Annotated in this window: 14 protein-coding genes; 12 read left to right on the top strand and 2 right to left on the bottom strand. The window is 67.2% G+C overall.

Translation table 11 applies throughout. The features are described from left to right. Positions 1–38 precede the first annotated feature (38 nt). Complete coding sequence (gene metH / locus DIE08_RS11695; RefSeq protein WP_185715856.1) at positions 39–2,753, top strand: methionine synthase; 2,715 nt, start codon at positions 39–41, stop codon at positions 2,751–2,753. A 117-nt stretch (positions 2,754–2,870) separates the two neighbouring features. Here the strand turns inward: metH and DIE08_RS11690 are convergent, their stop codons facing one another. After that, positions 2,871–3,194: a DUF1840 domain-containing protein gene (locus tag DIE08_RS11690; protein WP_044846191.1), complete on the bottom strand. Its 324-nt coding sequence runs from the start codon at positions 3,192–3,194 to the stop codon at positions 2,871–2,873. A 201-nt stretch (positions 3,195–3,395) separates the two neighbouring features. On the opposite strand from DIE08_RS11690, the gene argS reads away from it, so the two are divergent. From argS to DIE08_RS11660, 6 genes are all read left to right on the top strand, one after another. Beyond that, positions 3,396–5,177, top strand: coding sequence for an arginine--tRNA ligase (gene argS / locus DIE08_RS11685; protein WP_124901991.1), 1,782 nt, complete (start codon positions 3,396–3,398; stop codon positions 5,175–5,177). A gap of 89 nt (positions 5,178–5,266) precedes the next feature. Continuing rightward, the gene (locus tag DIE08_RS11680; RefSeq protein ID WP_059600016.1) at positions 5,267–6,166 is read left to right on the top strand and encodes an SPOR domain-containing protein; all 900 of its coding nucleotides are present in this window, start codon (positions 5,267–5,269) and stop codon (positions 6,164–6,166) included. Between the two features lie 69 nt (positions 6,167–6,235). Continuing rightward, a complete protein-coding gene (locus tag DIE08_RS11675) occupies positions 6,236–6,877 on the top strand; it encodes a thiol:disulfide interchange protein DsbA/DsbL (RefSeq protein WP_059523964.1) in 642 nt (213 codons plus the stop codon). Positions 6,878–6,896: 19 nt separating this feature from the next. After that, positions 6,897–7,670 carry an SDR family oxidoreductase gene (locus DIE08_RS11670; protein WP_124901990.1) on the top strand — a complete coding sequence of 258 codons (774 nt, stop codon included), beginning with the start codon at positions 6,897–6,899 and terminating at the stop codon, positions 7,668–7,670. A 485-nt stretch (positions 7,671–8,155) separates the two neighbouring features. After that, positions 8,156–9,751 (top strand): ABC transporter substrate-binding protein, encoded by a 1,596-nt coding sequence (locus tag DIE08_RS11665; RefSeq protein WP_124901989.1) that lies wholly within the window; start codon positions 8,156–8,158, stop codon positions 9,749–9,751. Positions 9,752–9,941: 190 nt separating this feature from the next. After that, positions 9,942–11,582, top strand: coding sequence for an ABC-F family ATP-binding cassette domain-containing protein (locus DIE08_RS11660; RefSeq protein ID WP_124901988.1), 1,641 nt, complete (start codon positions 9,942–9,944; stop codon positions 11,580–11,582). A gap of 16 nt (positions 11,583–11,598) precedes the next feature. On the opposite strand, the gene DIE08_RS11655 is transcribed toward DIE08_RS11660, so the two are convergent. After that, positions 11,599–12,678: an MBL fold metallo-hydrolase gene (locus DIE08_RS11655; protein WP_124901987.1), complete on the bottom strand. Its 1,080-nt coding sequence runs from the start codon at positions 12,676–12,678 to the stop codon at positions 11,599–11,601. A 326-nt stretch (positions 12,679–13,004) separates the two neighbouring features. Here DIE08_RS11655 and aceK point away from each other — a divergent pair, with 326 nt between their 5' ends. The 5 genes from aceK to DIE08_RS11625 all read left to right on the top strand — a co-directional run bounded on the left by aceK (position 13,005) and on the right by DIE08_RS11625 (position 18,315). Then, positions 13,005–14,834: a bifunctional isocitrate dehydrogenase kinase/phosphatase gene (gene aceK, locus DIE08_RS11645; protein ID WP_059600011.1), complete on the top strand. Its 1,830-nt coding sequence runs from the start codon at positions 13,005–13,007 to the stop codon at positions 14,832–14,834. A gap of 62 nt (positions 14,835–14,896) precedes the next feature. Beyond that, entirely contained in the window at positions 14,897–15,664 is a 768-nt protein-coding gene (gene can / locus DIE08_RS11640) for a carbonate dehydratase (protein ID WP_124626421.1), read from the top strand. Between the two features lie 135 nt (positions 15,665–15,799). Continuing rightward, the gene (locus DIE08_RS11635; RefSeq protein ID WP_059600010.1) at positions 15,800–16,477 is read left to right on the top strand and encodes an SDR family oxidoreductase; all 678 of its coding nucleotides are present in this window, start codon (positions 15,800–15,802) and stop codon (positions 16,475–16,477) included. Between the two features lie 39 nt (positions 16,478–16,516). Next, entirely contained in the window at positions 16,517–16,954 is a 438-nt protein-coding gene (locus DIE08_RS11630; protein WP_059691402.1) for a YchJ family protein, read from the top strand. 107 nt (positions 16,955–17,061) lie between these two features. Then, the gene (locus tag DIE08_RS11625) at positions 17,062–18,315 is read left to right on the top strand and encodes a dienelactone hydrolase family protein (protein ID WP_124901986.1); all 1,254 of its coding nucleotides are present in this window, start codon (positions 17,062–17,064) and stop codon (positions 18,313–18,315) included. Positions 18,316–18,657 lie beyond the last annotated feature (342 nt).

Here is an 18,657-nt window from a genome sequence, read left to right as displayed (position 1 = left end):
CCCAACGCCCGCCCTACATCACACGAATTCGCACCGCCATGACCGATCACATGATGCGCCTTGCCGGCCTCGAGCCGTTCAACGTCACGTCCGGGACACTCTTCATCAACGTCGGTGAACGCACCAACGTCACCGGCTCGAAGGCATTCGCGCGGATGATCCTCAACGGCCAGTTCGACGAGGCGCTCGCCGTCGCGCGCCAGCAGGTCGAGAACGGCGCGCAGGTGATCGACATCAACATGGACGAGGCGATGCTCGATTCGAAGGCGGCGATGGTGCGCTTCCTGAACCTGATCGCATCCGAGCCGGACATCGCGCGCGTGCCGATCATGATCGACTCGTCGAAGTGGGAAGTCATCGAAGCGGGCCTCAAGTGCGTGCAGGGCAAGGCGATCGTGAACTCGATCTCGCTGAAGGAAGGCGAGGAAGCGTTCCGTCACCACGCGAACCTGATCCGCCGCTACGGCGCGGCCGCGGTCGTGATGGCGTTCGACGAGAAGGGCCAGGCCGATACCTACGAACGCAAGACCGAGATCTGCAAGCGCTCGTACGACTTCCTCGTGAACGAAGTCGGCTTCCCGCCGGAAGACATCATCTTCGACCCGAACATCTTCGCGGTCGCGACCGGCATCGAGGAGCACAACAACTACGCGGTCGACTTCATCGAGGCGACCCGCTGGATCAAGCAGAACCTGCCGTACGCGAAGGTGAGCGGCGGCGTGTCGAACGTGTCGTTCTCGTTCCGCGGCAACGACCCGGTGCGCGAGGCGATCCACACCGTGTTCCTGTACCACGCGATCCAGGCGGGCATGGACATGGGCATCGTGAACGCGGGCCAGCTCGGCGTGTACGCCGATCTCGACCCGGAGCTGCGCGAACGCGTCGAGGACGTGATCCTGAACCGCCGCGCGGATTCCACCGACCGCCTGCTCGAGATCGCCGACAAGTTCAAGGCCGGCGGCGCGAAGAAGGAAGAGAACCTCGAGTGGCGCAACCAGCCGGTCGAGAAACGGCTCTCGCATGCACTCGTGCACGGCATCACGACCTTCATCGTCGAGGATACCGAGGAAGTGCGCGCGAAGATCGACGCGGCGGGCGGTCGCCCGATCAACGTGATCGAAGGCCCGCTGATGGACGGGATGAACATCGTCGGCGACCTGTTCGGCCAGGGCAAGATGTTCCTGCCGCAGGTCGTGAAGTCGGCGCGCGTGATGAAGCAGGCCGTCGCGCACCTGATCCCGTTCATCGAGGAAGAAAAGCGCCTGCTCGCGGAAGCGGGCGGCGACGTGCGCGCGAAGGGCAAGATCGTCATCGCGACCGTGAAGGGCGATGTGCACGACATCGGCAAGAACATCGTGTCGGTCGTGCTCCAGTGCAACAACTTCGAAGTGGTCAACATGGGCGTGATGGTCCCGTGCAACGAGATCCTCGCGAAGGCGAAGGTCGAGGGCGCGGACATCATCGGGCTGTCGGGCCTCATCACGCCGAGCCTCGAGGAAATGGCGTACGTCGCGTCCGAAATGCAGCGCGACGACTACTTCCGCGTGAAGAAGATTCCGCTCCTGATCGGCGGCGCGACGACCTCGCGCGTGCACACGGCCGTGAAGATCGCGCCACACTACGAAGGCCCGGTCGTCTACGTGCCGGACGCCTCGCGCTCGGTGTCGGTCGCGTCGAATCTGCTGTCGGACGAAGGCGCGGCGAAGTACCTCGACGAGCTGAAATCCGATTACGAACGGATCCGCGACCAGCACGCGAACCGCAAGGCGCAGCCGATGGTCACGCTCGCCGAGGCGCGCGCGAACAAGACGAAGGTCGACTGGGCAGGCTACCGGCCCGTGAAGCCGAAATTCATCGGCCGGCGCGTGTTCAAGAACTACGACCTGAACGAGCTCGCGAACTACATCGACTGGGGCCCGTTCTTCCAGACCTGGGATCTCGCGGGCCCGTACCCGGCGATCCTGAACGACGAGATCGTCGGCGAATCGGCGCGGCGCGTGTTCTCCGACGCGAAGTCGATGCTCGCGCGCCTGATCCAGGGCCGCTGGCTGACCGCGAACGGCGTGATCTCGCTGCTGCCCGCGAACACGGTCAACGACGACATCGAGATCTACACCGACGACTCGCGCTCGGAAGTGCTGATGACGTGGCGCAACCTGCGCCAGCAGAGCGTGCGTCCGGTGGTCGACGGCGTGATGCGCCCGAACCGCTCGCTCGCCGACTTCATCGCGCCGAAGGAATCGGGTGTCGCCGACTACATCGGGATGTTCGCGGTGACGGCCGGGCTCGGCGTCGACGTGAAGGAAAAGCAGTTCGAAGCCGACCACGACGACTACAGCGCGATCATGCTGAAGGCGCTCGCGGACCGCTTCGCGGAAGCGTTCGCCGAAGCGATGCACGCGCGCGTGCGCCGCGAGCTGTGGGGCTACGCGAGCGGCGAGACGCTCGACAACGATGCGCTGATCGCCGAAAAGTACGCGGGCATCCGCCCGGCGCCCGGCTACCCGGCCTGCCCCGACCACCTCGTGAAGCGCGACATGTTCGACGCGCTGCAGGCGAACGAGATCGGCATGAGCGTGACCGATTCGCTGGCGATGCTGCCGGCGGCCAGCGTGTCGGGTTTCTACCTCGCGCACCCCGACAGCACGTATTTCTCGGTCGGGAAAATCGGTCAGGATCAGCTCGAGGACTACGCGCGACGCATGGCGCTGTCGCTCGACGATGCGCGCCGCGCGCTCGCGCCGCAGCTCTGATCGATGCGCGACCGGGGCGGCCTCGCCGCATTTTGATCAGACAAATAAAAAGCCCGCATCGAGCGGGCTTTTTCTTGCCGGACCCATCTTGCGGCCGGCGTCGCCGGGCAACGAAGCTCAGAAGCCCCAGTGCACGTCGGCCTGGCCGGCCTTCGCTTCGCGCAGCATCGTGAGGAACGGTGCCACGCGCTGCGCCAGGCTCGGCGGCACTTCGTGGTGCGCGTGGTCGTCTTCGTCCTCGTGGAAATGGCCGGCGTGCTCGGCGCGCTCCTGCTTCGCCTGCGCGACCGCGCCTTCCAGCTTCGCAATCGCGTGGTCCAGTTCGTCGTGCGTAATGACACCGCGTTCGCCCAGCTGCTTGCCGACGAGGCCCAGCACGTACACGGCGAAATCCTTCAGCACGTCGAGATCCTGTGCCGCCTTGCTCTTGAACGTAATCATGACAATTCCCTTTTCATCTTGTTGTGCCTGCGCGGCGCAGTTGGGGGGACGCCGGCAGACCGGCGTCCGGCCTCGCGGACGCGGGGCGCCTGAGCGGCATATTAGCACCTGTTAAAATTCTGCGATCCCTGAAACGCGCGCTTAAAAAGCGCGCCGGCCGGCCGGCGTTTCCGGCCGCCACCAACGAAGCCTTCTACCAGCATGCTGCCAGCACACAAACAGACCCTCGAAGCCCTGCTCGCGGATAGCGTCACGCAGGTCGCACACGCGCTGAAAGGCGCCGACGCGGCATTCGTCACCCCGGCCATCACGCTGGAGCGCCCGAAGGTCGCCGCGCACGGCGACGTCGCGTGCAACGTCGCCATGCAGCTCGCCAAGCCGCTCGGCACGAACCCGCGCCAGCTCGCCGAGAAGATCGTCGCCGCCCTCACGGCCCAGCCGGCCGCGCAAGGGCTCGTCGACGCAGCCGAAATCGCCGGCCCCGGCTTCATCAACCTGCGCCTGACGGCCGCCGCGAAACAGGCGGTGATCGCCGCCGTGTTCGACCAGGGCCGCGCGTTCGGCACGTCGGATCGCGAAAAGGGCAAGCAGGTGCTGCTCGAGTTCGTGTCGGCCAACCCGACCGGCCCGCTGCACGTCGGCCACGGCCGCCAGGCAGCGCTCGGCGACGTGCTCGCGAACGTGATCGCGAGCCAGGGCTACGCGGTGCACCGCGAGTTCTACTACAACGACGCCGGCGTGCAGATCGGCAACCTCGCGATCTCGACGCAGGCGCGCGCGCGCGGCCTGAAGCCGGGCGACGCGGGCTGGCCGGAAGCCGCGTACAACGGCGAATACATCGCCGACATCGCACGCGACTACCTGAACCGCGAGACGGTGGCCGCGAAGGACGGCGAGCCGGTCACCGGCGCCGGCGACATCGACGATCTCGACGCGATCCGCAAGTTCGCGGTCGCGTACCTGCGTCACGAGCAGGACATGGACCTGCAGGCGTTCGGCGTGAAATTCGACCAGTACTACCTCGAGTCGTCGCTGTACAGCGAAGGCCGGGTCGAGAAGACGGTCGACGCGCTGGTCAAGGCCGGCATGACCTACGAGCAGGACGGCGCGCTGTGGCTGCGCACGACCGACGAAGGCGACGACAAGGACCGCGTGATGCGCAAGTCGGACGGCACGTACACGTACTTCGTGCCGGACGTCGCGTACCACGTGACGAAATGGGAGCGCGGCTTCACGAAGGTGATCAACATCCAGGGCTCGGACCACCACGGCACGATCGCGCGCGTGCGCGCGGGCCTGCAAGGCCTGCACGTCGGCATCCCGAAGGGCTACCCCGACTACGTGCTGCACAAGATGGTCACCGTGATGCGCGACGGCCAGGAAGTGAAGCTGTCGAAGCGCGCGGGCAGCTACGTGACGGTCCGTGACCTGATCGAATGGTCGGGCGGCGCGGCGCCGGGCCAGGAAGCGGCACCCGACCTGATCGACGAGGCGACCATCACGCGCGGTCGCGACGCGGTCCGTTTCTTCCTGATCTCCCGCAAGGCCGACACCGAATTCGTGTTCGACATCGACCTCGCGCTGAAACAGAACGACGAGAACCCGGTCTATTACGTCCAGTACGCGCATGCGCGGATCTGCTCGGTGCTCAACGAACTGAAGTCGCGCTACAACGTCGAGGCGGCGCAGCTGCCGGGCGCCGACCTGTCGCAGCTCACGAGCCCGCAGGCCGTGTCGCTGATGCAGAAGCTCGCCGAGTATCCGGACATGCTCACGCACGCGGCGAACGAACTGGCGCCGCACGCGGTCGCGTTCTACCTGCGCGATCTCGCTGGTGAATTCCACTCGTTCTACAATGCGGAGCGCGTGCTGGTCGACGACGAAGCGCCGCGCAACGCGCGCGCCGCGCTCCTCGCCGCGACCCGGCAGGTGCTCGAGAATGGTCTGGCGGTACTCGGCGTGTCTGCGCCCGCCAAGATGTAACGATGCAAGCGGCCCGAACCGGGCAGCGAATGGCCGCGGCAGCGCCCGCCGCGACCTTTTCACGATTCTTTTTGCAGGTGACTCAAGCAATGGCACAACCACGCCGAACTTCGAAGCAATCGAAACAAGCCGGAGGGACATTTCTTGGAATCGTGCTGGGCCTGATCGTCGGCCTCGCGATCGCGGTGGTGGTGGCGCTCTACATCACGCGTTCGCCGTCGCCGTTCGTGTCGAAGGTCGCGCCGCCGCCCGCCGACAACGGCGCGAGCCAGCCGCAGCAGTTCGACCCGAACCGCGCGCTGCAGGGCAAGACGCCCGGCCAGCCGGTGCCGCAGGCCGCGCAGTCCGCGCCGCCCAATACCGCACCCGGCCAGGCCGCGAACCAGACCCAGGGCGGCCTGCTGCCCGAGCCGCAGATCGTCGAAGTGCCGCCGTCGGGCGACACGAACGGCACGACCGGCTCGAGCAACACCACCGCGTCGAACAATGCGTCTTCGGGCAACGGCGTCGCCGTCGCGCCGAAGCCGGCCGACAACACGCCGCCGCCGAAGAAGACGCAGCAGGCGCAGCAACACCCACAACAGCAGCAAGGCGGCGAGGACGATCTCGCGCGCTTCGCCGCGCAGAAGCAGGCGCAGCAAGCCGCCGCGCAGAAACAGCAGCAACAGCAACTGGCCGCGAACACGCCGAAGCCGACCTCGTCGGCCACGGCCGCCGCGGCAGCGAAGCCGCCGACCGCGAACGACGCGAACACCGGCTACTTCCTGCAGGTCGGCGCGTACAAGACGGAAGGCGACGCCGAGCAGCAACGCGCGCGCCTGGGCTTCCAGGGCTTCGAGTCGAAGGTGTCGAAGCGCGATGTCAGCGGCGTGACCTATTTCCGCGTGCGCGTCGGCCCGTTCTCGAAATTCGAGGATATGAACTCGGCCCGTCAGCGCCTGTCCGATGCAGGTGTCGACACGGCGGTGATCCGTTTCACGAAGCAGTAAGCAACCGGCCGCGCCCACGCAGAACCCGTTACGTTTCGTAACCCGAGCAACTGATTCGACGTCTACAACATGAAAAAACTGCTTAGCACGCTCCTTCTGTCCCTGGGCCTCGCCGCTGCAGGCTTCGCCCAGGCAACGCCTGCCGCACCGGTGTCCGGCAAGGACTTCGAGGTGATGAAGTCGCCGCAGCCGGTGTCCGCGCCGGCCGGCAAGGTCGAGGTCATCGAGTTCTTCTGGTACGGCTGCCCGCACTGCTACGAATTCGAGCCGACGATCGAGGCCTGGGTGAAGAAGCAGGGCAACAACATCGACTTCAAGCGCGTGCCGGTCGCCTTCCGCGACGATTTCGTCCCGCACTCGAAGCTGTTCTACGCGGTGTCGGCGCTCGGCATCTCGGAGAAGGTCACGCCGGCGATCTTCAACGCGATCCACAAGCAAAAGAACTACCTGCTCACGCCGCAGGCGCAAGCCGACTTCCTGGCGACGCAAGGCGTCGACAAGAAGCAGTTCATGGACGCGTACAACTCGTTCAGCGTGCAGGGCCAGGTGAAGCAGTCGGCCGAGCTGCTGAAGAACTACGCGATCGACGGTGTGCCGACGGTCATCGTCCAGGGCAAGTACAAGACGGGCCCGGCTTACACGAACAGCATCCCGGGTACCGCGCAGGTGCTCGATTACCTCGTGAAGCAGGTTCAGGACAAGAAACTCTAATCCCCGCCCGCGCGCCGGCATGACTACTCCGCTGAAGGTCTTCATCACCGGCGCGTCGAGCGGCCTCGGCCTCGCGATGGCCGAGGAATACGCCCGCCAGGGCGCCACGCTCGCACTCGTCGCGCGCCGCACCGATGCCCTCGATGCGTTCGCGCGACGCTTTCCCAAGCTGTCCGTCTCCGTCTATTCCGCCGACGTGCGCGACGCCGATGCGCTCGCCACGGCCGCCGCGTCGTTCATCGCCGCGCACGGCTGCCCCGACGTCGTGATCGCGAACGCGGGCATCAGCCAGGGCGCCGTCACCGGACAAGGCGATCTCGCCACGTTCCGCAACGTCATGGACATCAATTACTACGGGATGGTCGCGACGTTCGAGCCGTTCGTCGGCCCGATGACGGCCGCGCGCCACGGCACGCTGGTGGGCGTCGCGAGCGTCGCCGGCGTGCGCGGCCTGCCCGGTTCCGGCGCGTACAGCGCGTCCAAATCGGCCGCGATCAAGTATCTCGAGGCGCTGCGCGTCGAGCTGCGCCCGGCCGGCGTCGGCGTCGTGACGATCGCGCCCGGCTACATCCGCACGCCGATGACCGCGCACAACCCGTACCGGATGCCGTTCCTGATGGACGCCGACCGCTTCGCGGCCCGCGCCGCACGCGCGATCGCTCGGCAGCACGCGTTCCGCGTGATTCCATGGCAGATGGGCGTCGTCGCGAAGGTGCTGCACGTGCTGCCGCGCTGGCTCTACGACCGTCTGTTCGAAAAGGCGCCGCGCAAGCCGAAGGCCGGCACGCACTGAGCGCATCGGGGGCATCGGGCGTCCGGCGCGTCTGGCGCGCCGTTCATGCCGGACCGGTGCAGCGCCACGGTCGGTGCCAATGCAGCGCGCGCCGCTTCCTCCTGTCGGCCGTACCACGCATCGCACGCCGGTACCGAGCTTCCTCCGCTTCCTCCGCTTCTTCCGCTTCTTCCGCTTCCCTCGCCTCCGCCGCTCCAACAGATTCGCGCCGACCCGCTTCGATTCGCAGTCTCCGCGCAACAGTCTCGCCCGCCCGCCGTTCGCCGCCGCACCTGCCCCGCCGCCCCCGCCGCTGCGCCGCCCCAACACGCATTCCGTCGCCAACGCAGCCGTTTTTCGCTCAACTCACCGCGTTCCGGCGCTTTTTTCACGCGCGGCACGCTTTGACGGTATGCTATCCGCCAGCCGCGCCGGCCCTGCCCGCTTCCGGGCCGCGCCCGCATTCCGACACCCGGCAAAAAATCACAAGTCACGTGGGAGATCCTATGCAGGTCAAGCTGTTCGCCGCGGCCACGCTCGCCGCCGCCCTCGCCGCCCCCGGCCTCGCCGCCGCCAAGCCGCTCACCGTCTGCACGGAGTCGAGCCCGGACGGCTTCGACGTCGTGCAGTACAACTCGCTCGTCACGACCAACGCATCGGCCGACGTGATCTTCAACACGCTCGTGTCGTACGACGAAGCCGCAAAGAAGGTCGTACCCGCGCTCGCCGACAAATGGGAAGCGAGCGCCGACGGCCTGACGTACACGTTCCACCTGCGCCCCAACGTCGCGTTCCAGACCACCGACTACTTCAAGCCGGGCCGCTCGCTGAACGCGGACGACGTCGTGTTCACGTTCTCGCGGATGCTCGACGATACGAATCCGTGGCACAAGGTGGCCGGCGCGAGCGGCTTCCCGCACGCGCAGTCGATGGGCCTCGTGAAACTCGTGAAGTCGGTCACGAAGGTCGACGACAGCACGGTGAAGTTCGTGCTGAACGAGCCGAATGCGACGTTCGTGCCGATCCTGACGATGGGCTTCGCGTCGATCTACTCGGCCGAATACGCGGACCAGCTGCTGAAGGCCGGCAAGCAGGCCGACCTGAATGCGAAGCCGGTCGGCACCGGCCCGTTCGTGCTCAAGAGCTACACGAAGGATGCGCTGATCCGCTACGACGTGAACCCGGCCTACTGGGGCACGAAGCCGAAGGTCGACCGGCTGATCTACGCGATCACGCCCGACGCGTCGGTGCGCATGCAGAAGGTGAAGGCCGGCGAATGCCAGATCGCGCTGTCGCCGAAGCCGCAGGACGTGCTCGCGGCGAAGGGCGAAAGCGCGCTGAAGGTCGTGCAGACGCCCGCGTTCATGACCGCGTTCGTCGCGCTGAACACGCAGAAGAAGCCGCTCGACAACGACAAGGTGCGCGAGGCGCTGAACCTCGCGTTCGATCGCGCGACCTATCTGAAGGTGGTGTTCGACAACACCGCGACGGCCGCGAACAACCCGTATCCGCCGAACACGTGGAGCTACGCGAAGGACATCGCGCCGTATGCGTACGATCCCGCGAAGGCGAAGCAGCTGCTCGCGCAGGCCGGCTTCCCGAACGGCTTTTCGACGACGATCTGGACGCGCCCGACGGGCAGCGTGCTGAACCCGAACCCGAAGGCCGGCGCGGAACTGCTGCAGGCCGACCTCGCGAAGATCGGCGTGAAGGCCGAAGTCAAGGTGATCGAATGGGGCGAGCTGATCAAGCAGGCGAAGCTCGGCCAGCATGACATGCTGTTCATGGGCTGGGCCGGCGACAACGGCGATCCGGACAACTACCTGTCGCCGCTGTTCAGTTGCAACGCGGTGAAGTCGGGCATCAACTTCGCACGCTTTTGCGACGCGCAGCTCGACAAGCTGATCGCCGACGGCAAGTCGACCGCCGATCAGGCCAAGCGCGCGAAGCTGTACGAATCCGCGCAGAAGATCATCCACGACCAGGCGCTGTGGATTCCGCTCGGCTACCCGACCGCGGCCGCGCTCACGCGCGCGAACGTGAGCGGCTATCGCGTGAGCCCGTTCGGCCGCCAGAACTTCGCTGCGGTCACGGTGCAGTAACCGCGCGTGGCACGCAAGCGACGGCATGCTCGCCCGTCGCTTGCGGCGCGCGCGCCGCGCTTGCTACACTGCGCGCTCATTCCTCATACCGGACGCCAGCCGAAGTGAACAACTAAGCCTTCCCAAAAATGTTTTCGCCGCCGTGCCATGCACGCCGCGCGAAGGGTTTCACGCATTTTCGGAGGTGCTTATGGCTGCTGCCACGCCGACCGGCGCGCTCGTCGCGCTTCATCACGTTTCCATCCGCTTCGACGACGGCGTCACGCTGTTCGACTCGCTCGACCTGTCCATCGATCGCACGCCGACGGGTATCGTCGGCCGCAACGGCGCCGGCAAGAGCCTGCTCGCGCAACTGATCGCGGGCCGGCGCGCGCCGAGCGCGGGCACGATCGACCGGCAGACGCCGGTCGTCTACGTCGCGCAGCAGCACGACGACGCGCCGGCCGGCACGCGGACCGTCGCGGAAATCGCCGCGCTGGATGCGCCGCTCGCGGCCCTGGCGCGCCTCGCCGACGGCCGCGCGCACGCGCACGACTTCGACCTGATCGGCGATCGCTGGGACCTCGCCGAGCGGCTGCGCGCGGCACTCGACGCAGCCGGCCTGCACGACGTGCGCGCCGACACGCCGGCGCACGCGCTGAGCGGTGGCCAGCTCGCGCGCGTCGCGCTGATCGGCGCCTTGCTGTCGGAGGCCGGGATGCTGGTGCTCGACGAACCGACCAACCACCTCGATGCGCCGGGCCGTGCGTGGCTGCGCGCGGCGCTCGACGGCTGGCGCGGCGGTGTCGTCGTCGTCAGCCATGACCGCGCGTTGCTCGCGCACGTGCAGCGCATCGTCGAACTGACGCCGCACGGCGTGCGCACGTATGGCGGCAACTACGCGCTGTACCGCGCGCAGCGCGACGCGGAGCACGATGCCGCGCAGGCCGCGCTCGAGCATGCGCGCACCGAGCGCGGACGCGCGCGGCGTCGGCTCGAACAGGAACACGACACGATCCAGCGTCATGCGGCCGGCTCACTGCGCGATGCGAAGACGGCCAACCTGTCGTCGATGGCAAAACAGAGCCGCAAGGGAGCGGCACGCAGCATCATGGGGGCGGTCCGCCGTCACCAGAGCGAATTCAAGGCGACGCTCGATGCGCGCGTGCAGGAAGCAGCCGCGCGCGTCGAAGCCGACGCGCCGGTGCTCGTATCGCTGCCGGGCACCGAGGTGAGCGCGCGCCGCCATCTGTTCGCGTTCGAGCGCGCGCAATTGCCGTGGCGCACCGCGGGCCGCACGGACGCGATCACCTGGTCGGCCAGCGGCCCCGTGCGCATCGCGCTGACGGGCCCGAACGGCTGCGGAAAATCGACGCTGCTGCGCATGCTCGCCGGCGAACTCGCTCCGCGCGCCGGCACGTGCACGACGCACGTGAGCGCTGCGTATCTCGACCAGCGGCTCGCGCTGCTCGATCCTGAACGCTCCATCGTCGAGCAGTTGGGATTCCTCGATACGCCGCTCTTCGAAGGCGAACTGCGCAGCCGGCTCGCGCTGCTGCAGCTCGATGCCGCGCGCGCGACGCAGCCGGTGCGCCGCCTGAGCGGCGGCGAACGGCTGAAGGCCGCGCTCGCATGCGCGCTGTGGCGCGGCACGCCCGCGCAGCTGCTGCTGCTCGACGAGCCGACCAATCACCTCGATCTGGAATCGGTGCGCGCGATCGAAGCCGCGCTGGCCGGCTTCCCCGGCGCGATCGTGGTCGCGTCGCACGACGCCGCGTTTCTCGCGGCGCTCGCACCGACGCACACGATGCAATGGCAGCGCGACGGGTGGCGTTACGAACCCGTCGCGTGACGGTGACGATGCGCGCTCAGCGCGCGGTACGGAAACGCAGCACGCCGTCGTCACCCTGCTCGCGCACGAGTTCGCCCGCGAGCCACAGCAGGTTCAGGTGGGCGAGCGCCTCGCCGAGCGCGAACGTCATCTGGTGGATGTCGAGCTCGCGGCGGCGGAACATGATCGGCACGATGTCGGCCGCGCTCGCCGGCTTCTCCGCGCAGGCGACGCGCACTTCGTCGAGCCGCGCGTCGTGGTGCGCGCGCAGTTGCGCGATGCGCGTGCGCACGCCGCGGAACGGCTTGCCGTGCGACGGCAGCACGAGCGTGTCGGGCGCCATCGTCTCGTAGCGGCCAAGCGATTCCAGGTACAGCGCGAGCGGGTTCGCTTCCGGTTCGAGATCGAACACGGACACGTTGGTCGAGATGCGCGGCAGCACCATGTCGCCGGAAATCAGCACGCCGTCCGCTTCGCTGTGGAGCGCGCAATGTTCAGGCGAATGACCGTAGCCGGTGACGACGCGCCACGTGCGCGCGCCGATCTTCACCGCGTCGCCTTCGCGCAGGCGCCGGTAGCGCGGCGCCACGGCCGGCACGAGGTCCGAGTAGTAGCTGCGGCGGCTGCGCAGCTTCTCGAGCGCGACCGGGTCGGTCAGGCCGTGGCGCGCGAAATGATCGGCCGCGGCCGCACCGCCGGCGTTCGAACCGTTGCCGGCCGCCATCAGGCAGCCGAACATGTATTCGCCGAGCGTCATCCACAGCCGCACGTTCCAGCGGCCCTTGTCGCCGCCTTCGCAAAGCCAGTTCGCGAGGCCGAAGTGATCGGGATGGCAATGCGTGACGAGCACGCGCAGCACCGGCAGCCCGTCGAGATGCGTGTCGAAAATCTGTTCCCAGTGCGTACGGATCGCGTCCGACGAGATCCCGCAGTCGACGATCGTCCAGCCGGCCTGTCCGTCGATCTCGTCGCGCAGCAGCCAGAGGTTGATGTGATCCAGCGAAAACGGCAGCGGCATGCGCAGCCAGCGCACGCCGGGCGCGACCTCGAACGTGTCGCCCGCGGCGGGCAGCGTGTCGGCGAAGGGATAGTCGAGTTGGTGTTCCAGTGCGTTCATCGGTGGGGCGTCTCGTCGTTATCAGGGCAGGCAAGTGCGAATGCGGGGCAGGCGCGCGCGGGCTGCAGGCCGCGCGGGGATCGCGTCGATTCTATCGCCGTCGCGCGAAACGCGCGCCCGCGCCGGCGCCGGACGGGCAAAAAAAGTTCGTGCCAGAATCAATTCCGTACCCGTATCTTTACGCGAAGATGCCCCGAACGGCATGTAACGGCACACAACCCGCGCATTGACGGCGCTTGGGCGCCAGCCCCGAAAGTCATTGAAACGCCGACTTGGGCGCTAAAATGGCGAGTGCTTACAGTCCCTCTCGAACGAGCCTGCACGCGATGAATCACTTCCCCAAACTGCTGTCGTCGCAGATCGGTTTCGACGTCGCACAGACGATGCTCGAATACTTCGACCGCCACTACCGGATCTTCCGGGAAGCCGCCGTCGAGGCGAAGACGCTATACGAGCGCACCGACTGGCACGGCCTGCAGCGGCTGGCGCGCGAGCGGATCACGTCGTACGACGATCGCGTGCAGGAATGCGTCGAGGTGCTGGAGGACGAATACGACGCGGAGAACATCGACGACGAGGTGTGGCAGCAGATCAAGCTGCACTACATCGGCCTGCTCACGTCGCACCGCCAGCCCGAGTGCGCGGAGACGTTCTTCAATTCGGTGTGCTGCAAGATCCTGCACCGCTCGTATTTCAGCAACGATTTCATCTTCGTGCGGCCCGCGATCTCGACCGAATACCTCGAGAACGACGAGCCGGCCGCGAAGCCGACCTATCGCGCGTACTACCCGGGCACCGACGGGCTCGCGGCCACGCTCGAGCGCATCGTCACGAACTTCCAGCTCGAGCCGCCGTTCGAGGATCTCACGCGCGACATCGGCTGCGTGATGCAGTCGATCACCGACGAATTCGGCGAGTTCGACGCCGCGCCGAATTTCCAGATCCACGTGCTGTCGTCGCTCTTCTTCCGCAACAAGAGCGCGTACATCGTCGGCCGCATCATCAACGCCGATCGCGTGCTGCCGTTCGCGGTGCCGATCCGCCACGTGCGCCCGGGCCTGCTCGCGCTCGACACCGTGCTGCTGCGCCGCGAGCAGCTGCAGATCATCTTCAGCTTCTCGCATTCGTATTTCCTCGTCGACATGGGCGTGCCGTCCGCGTACGTGGACTTCCTCTGCACGATCATGCCGGGCAAGCCGAAGGCCGAGATCTACACCTCGGTCGGCTTGCAGAAGCAGGGCAAGAACCTGTTCTACCGCGACCTGCTGCACCATCTGTCGCATTCGAGCGACCGCTTCATCATCGCGCCGGGTATCAAGGGCCTCGTGATGCTCGTATTCACGCTGCCGTCGTTCCCGTACGTGTTCAAGATCATCAAGGATCACTTCCCGCCGCCGAAGGAAACGACGCGCGCGCAGATCATGGAGAAGTACCAGCTCGTGAAGCGCCACGACCGTCTCGGGCGGATGGCCGACACGCTCGAGTATTCGAGCGTCGCGCTGCCGCTGTCGCGGCTCGACCATGCGCTCGTGCGCGAGCTGGAGAAGGAGGTGCCGTCGCTGCTCGAATACGAGGACGACAATCTCGTGATCAAGCACCTGTACATCGAGCGCCGGATGACGCCGCTCAACCTGTACCTGCAGAACGGCACCGACGCGGACATCGAACACGGCGTGAAGGAATACGGCAACGCGGTGAAAGAGCTGATGAAGGCCAACATCTTCCCGGGCGACATGCTGTACAAGAACTTCGGCGTCACGCGCCACGGCCGCGTCGTGTTCTACGACTACGACGAGATCGAGTACCTGACCGACTGCAACGTGCGGCGCGTGCCGCCGCCGCGCAACGAGGAAGACGAACTGTCCGGCGAGCCGTGGTATACCGTCGGCCCGCACGACATCTTTCCGGAAACCTACGGACCGTTCCTGCTCGGCGACCCGCGCGTGCGGACGGTCTTCATGAAGCATCACGCGGACTTTTTCGACCCTGCGCTGTGGCAGTCCAGCAAGGACAAGCTGCTGCAGGGCGAGTTGCCCGATTTTTTCCCGTACGACGCGTCGCTGCGCTTCAGCGTGCGCTACCCCGCGCGCTTCGACGCGACGCCGGGCGCCGATGACGCCGGTGACGATGCAGGCGACGCGCAGCGCGCCGCCTGACGCGCGCCCGGATCGAATCGAACCCGTTATCGACCCGCTTTCCGCCAACGGAATCCACACCGATGAATACCCAAGACAATCCGCTTTCACATCTGTTCGACAACAACGACGCCTGGGTCAAGCGCCAGCTCGCCGAAGATCCCGATTTCTTCGCGCGTCTCGCCGACCAGCAGGCGCCGGAATATCTGTGGATCGGCTGCTCGGATTCGCGCGTGCCCGCGAACCAGATCATCGGCCTGCCGCCGGGCGAAGTGTTCGTGCACCGCAACATCGCGAACGTCGTCGTCCATAGCGACCTGAACTGCCTGTCGGTCATCCAGTTCGCGGTCGACATCCTGCGCGTAAAGCACATCATGGTCGTCGGCCACTACGGCTGCTCGGGCGTGAACGCGGCGCTCCACAACCGCCGCGTCGGCCTCGCCGACAACTGGCTGCATCACGTGCAGGACGTGCGCGAGCGCCACGCGGCACTGCTCGACGAATGGCCGGTCGGCGAGGCGCGCTATCGCCGCCTGATCGAGCTGAACTCGATCGAGCAGGTCGTCAACGTGTGCCGCACGACGATCGTCAACGACGCGTGGGCGCGCGGCCAGTCGCTCACCGTGCACGGGCTCGTGTATGGCGTGCACGACGGGCGGATGCGCAACCTCGGGATGTCCGTGTCGAACTTCGACGCGCTCGATGCGACCTACAAGCGCTGCGTCGCGGCGCTGACCGCGCGTGGCCAGCACGCGCCCGACAACGACATGGTCGCGGCGGATGCCGCGCGGCTCGACGACGTCGCGCAGGCGGTCGCCGACACGCTGAAGCCCTGCGGCGACGCGAAGTAACGTCCGCCGGCGCGGCGCGCACGCGCCGCGCGGCGCCAGGCCGAAGAAGCATCACGCGCCTGGCCGCGACGGGCATCGCACTGATCTGACACCGACACTGCCGCGACGGCGGTGCACTGAGAAGGAGCGGCGAACATGAAAACCGTATTGATCGTCGGCGCATCGCGCGGCCTCGGACGCGAATTCGTCCGGCAATACCGGCGCGACGGCTGGAACGTGATTGCGACCGCGCGCGACGACGCGTCGCTCGCCGCGCTGCGCGAACTCGGCGCGCACGCGCACGCGCTCGACATCGCGCGGCCCGAACAGATCGCGGCGCTCGGCTGGAAGCTCGACGGCGAACGGCTCGACGCCGCGGTGCTCGTGTCGGGCGTGTACGGGCCGCGCACCGAAGGCGTTGAAACGATCGGCGCCGAGGATTTCGACGCGGTGATGCATACGAACGTGCGCGGGCCGATGCAGTTGCTGCCGATCCTGCTGCCGCTCGTCGAGGACGCGCGCGGCGTGCTCGCCGTCGTCTCGAGCCGGATGGGCAGCATCGCCGAGGCGACCGGCACGACCGGCTGGCTGTACCGCGCGAGCAAGGCCGCGCTGAACGACGTGCTGCGCATCGCGTCGCTGCAGACGCGCCACGCCGCATGCATTTCGCTCCATCCCGGCTGGGTGCGCACCGACATGGGCGGCGCGCAGGCCGCGATCGATCCGGAAACCAGCGTGACCGGCATGCGCCGCGTGATCGCGGAAGCCGGCGCGGACGTGTCGCGGTCCAACGGCCGTTTCTTCCAGTACGACGGCGTCGAGCTCAGCTGGTGAGCCGACATCACAACCCGGCGTCGTTAATTCACGATTCGCATGATTTTGAACCGACCTGACGCGTGCCCGTGCGGCGGCGCGTCCCCCGCGCCTGCCGGCAAAGCCCCGGCACCGCGCTATGCGGCCTGCTGCGGCCGCTTCATCGACGGCGGCGAAGCCGCGCCGACCGCGCTCGAGTTGATGCGCTCGCGGTACAGCGCGTACGTGCTCGGCGCGACCGACTACCTGCGCGCGACCTGGGACGCGCGCACCTGCCCGGCCGATCTCGATGCGGACCCGGATGCGCCCGACGCGCCGCGCTGGCTCGGCCTCGCGATCAAGCGCCATGCGCCGCTCGACGAACGGCACGCGGAGGTCGAATTCGTGGCCCGCTACAAGGTCGGCGGGCGCGCTTACCGGCTCCACGAGACGAGCCGGTTCACCCGCGACGAGCACGGGTTCTGGCGCTATGTCGACGGTGAAGTAAGTGAACGCTGACAAATAGTTGCTGTGTCAGACGCCGGGTAATTCCCGCATTGCACAACCTGAATTTGTCGGGCTAGGATGGCCCTCAGATTGGTCATGTTGCATGGCAGGGCTTACGAATGGCGTTCAGCAAGGTATTGGTGGGATGGATGGCGGCCTGTGCGCTGTCGGCCGCTCAGGCCGGTGCGCTGCCGAACGTCGGCACGGCCACGGCAAGCGGCTCGCTCGCCCACGCCGAGCGCTTCGATTACGGCGATTCGGGCCTCCCGCAAGTTGCCGCGAACCTCAACGAACAAATCGTCAGCATTCCGGCCGATGCGTCGGGTTCCGTGATGCTCGAGGCCACGCTGTTCAAGCCGAACGGCCCCGGCCCCTTCCCGCTCGTCGTCTTCAACCACGGCAAGAACACCGGTGACCTCCATCAGCAGCCGCGCAGCCGGCCGCTCGCGTTCGCGCGCGAATTCGTGCGCCGCGGCTATGCGGTGATCGCGCCGAACCGCCAGGGCTTCGCCGGGTCGGGCGGCTCGTACCAGCAGGAAGGCTGCAACGTCGGCAAGAACGGGCTCACGCAGGCCGCCGACGTCGACGCGACGGTCCGCTACATGTCGCGTCAGTCGTACATCGATGCGTCGCGCATCGTCGTCGCGGGCACGTCGCACGGCGGCCTCGTGTCGGTCGCGTACGGCACCGAAGCGGCGCCCGGCGTGCGGGGCATCATCAACTTCTCCGGCGGGCTGCGCCAGGATCTTTGCGACGGCTGGCAGCGCAATCTCGTCGATGCGTTCGACCAGTACGGCGCGCATACGGCCGTACGTTCGCTGTGGCTGTACGGCGACAACGATTCGGTGTGGACCCCCGCGCTCGTCGCGCGGATGCACGACGCGTACGTGTCGCACGGCACGCAGGCGCAGTTCATCGATTTCGGCCGCTACAAGGACGACGCGCACCGGCTGATCGTCGATCGCGACGGCGTGCCCGTGTGGTGGCCGGCCGTCAATGCGTTCCTCGCGGAACTGAACCTGCCGACCTCGGTGCGCTACGCGGTCGCCAACCCGCACGAACCGAAGGCGACCGGCTATGCGTCGATCGATGCGATCGACGCGGTGCCGTTCCTCGACGAGGCCGGCCGCGAAGGCTATCGCCGCTTCCTGAACCAGCATCCGAGCCGTGCCTTCGCGGTGTCCGCAGAAGGCGCGTGGTCGTGGGCCGAAGGCGGCGACGATCCGATGGCGCTCGCGCTCGACAACTGCTCGAAGCAGGGTGCGGGCGCATGCCGGCTGTATGCGGTCAACGACCGCGTCGTGTGGAACGCGAACGCGACGCAGACGGCCGACGACGGCAACGCCAACTCGCGCGCACTCGCTTCGCGCTGACGCGCGAGCCGCGGCGCTCCGGGGCGGGCGCGGCCTGCGTCTGCCCTTCTCCGTTTCGTGAACGCTCGCGCGGCCCGTGGCGGCGTTCGCACGCCCGTTCCCACGCCCGCTCACGCGGCCGCATGAGCCGCCAAGCGCCCCGCCCGCAACGCCCTCCGGGGTCATATGCACGCCGTCCCTGAACCGCGGCCGCGCCTGAGTCCGCACGCCATTCGCCTACGACCGCGCACATCGCATCGCGCTTCCGCCCCTTTTTATTCGTGCCCCGATTTTTCGCCCGTCGGCAACCGCCTGCGCCGCGATTTTTTTCTGTCGGGGGGTGTCACTCGAACGTCGTCATCT

It is taken from the genome of Burkholderia sp. Bp9004, assembly GCF_003858025.1.
Lineage (GTDB): Bacteria > Pseudomonadota > Gammaproteobacteria > Burkholderiales > Burkholderiaceae > Burkholderia > Burkholderia diffusa.
The sequence above is the reverse complement of the archived record's forward strand: the minus strand, read 5'-3'. Positions and strand labels throughout refer to the sequence as shown.

Excerpts from the sequence above, each read along its gene's own strand:
- metH (WP_185715856.1), top strand. The coding sequence starts at position 39 with ATGACCGATCACATGATGCGCCTTGCCGGCCTCGAGCCGTTCAACGTC.
- DIE08_RS11690 (WP_044846191.1), bottom strand. The coding sequence starts at position 3,194 with ATGATTACGTTCAAGAGCAAGGCGGCACAGGATCTCGACGTGCTGAAG.
- argS (WP_124901991.1), top strand. The coding sequence starts at position 3,396 with ATGCTGCCAGCACACAAACAGACCCTCGAAGCCCTGCTCGCGGATAGC.
- DIE08_RS11680 (WP_059600016.1), top strand. The coding sequence starts at position 5,267 with ATGGCACAACCACGCCGAACTTCGAAGCAATCGAAACAAGCCGGAGGG.
- DIE08_RS11675 (WP_059523964.1), top strand. The coding sequence starts at position 6,236 with ATGAAAAAACTGCTTAGCACGCTCCTTCTGTCCCTGGGCCTCGCCGCT.
- DIE08_RS11670 (WP_124901990.1), top strand. The coding sequence starts at position 6,897 with ATGACTACTCCGCTGAAGGTCTTCATCACCGGCGCGTCGAGCGGCCTC.
- DIE08_RS11665 (WP_124901989.1), top strand. The coding sequence starts at position 8,156 with ATGCAGGTCAAGCTGTTCGCCGCGGCCACGCTCGCCGCCGCCCTCGCC.
- DIE08_RS11660 (WP_124901988.1), top strand. The coding sequence starts at position 9,942 with ATGGCTGCTGCCACGCCGACCGGCGCGCTCGTCGCGCTTCATCACGTT.
- DIE08_RS11655 (WP_124901987.1), bottom strand. The coding sequence starts at position 12,678 with ATGAACGCACTGGAACACCAACTCGACTATCCCTTCGCCGACACGCTG.
- aceK (WP_059600011.1), top strand. The coding sequence starts at position 13,005 with ATGAATCACTTCCCCAAACTGCTGTCGTCGCAGATCGGTTTCGACGTC.
- can (WP_124626421.1), top strand. The coding sequence starts at position 14,897 with ATGAATACCCAAGACAATCCGCTTTCACATCTGTTCGACAACAACGAC.
- DIE08_RS11635 (WP_059600010.1), top strand. The coding sequence starts at position 15,800 with ATGAAAACCGTATTGATCGTCGGCGCATCGCGCGGCCTCGGACGCGAA.
- DIE08_RS11630 (WP_059691402.1), top strand. The coding sequence starts at position 16,517 with ATGATTTTGAACCGACCTGACGCGTGCCCGTGCGGCGGCGCGTCCCCC.
- DIE08_RS11625 (WP_124901986.1), top strand. The coding sequence starts at position 17,062 with ATGGCGTTCAGCAAGGTATTGGTGGGATGGATGGCGGCCTGTGCGCTG.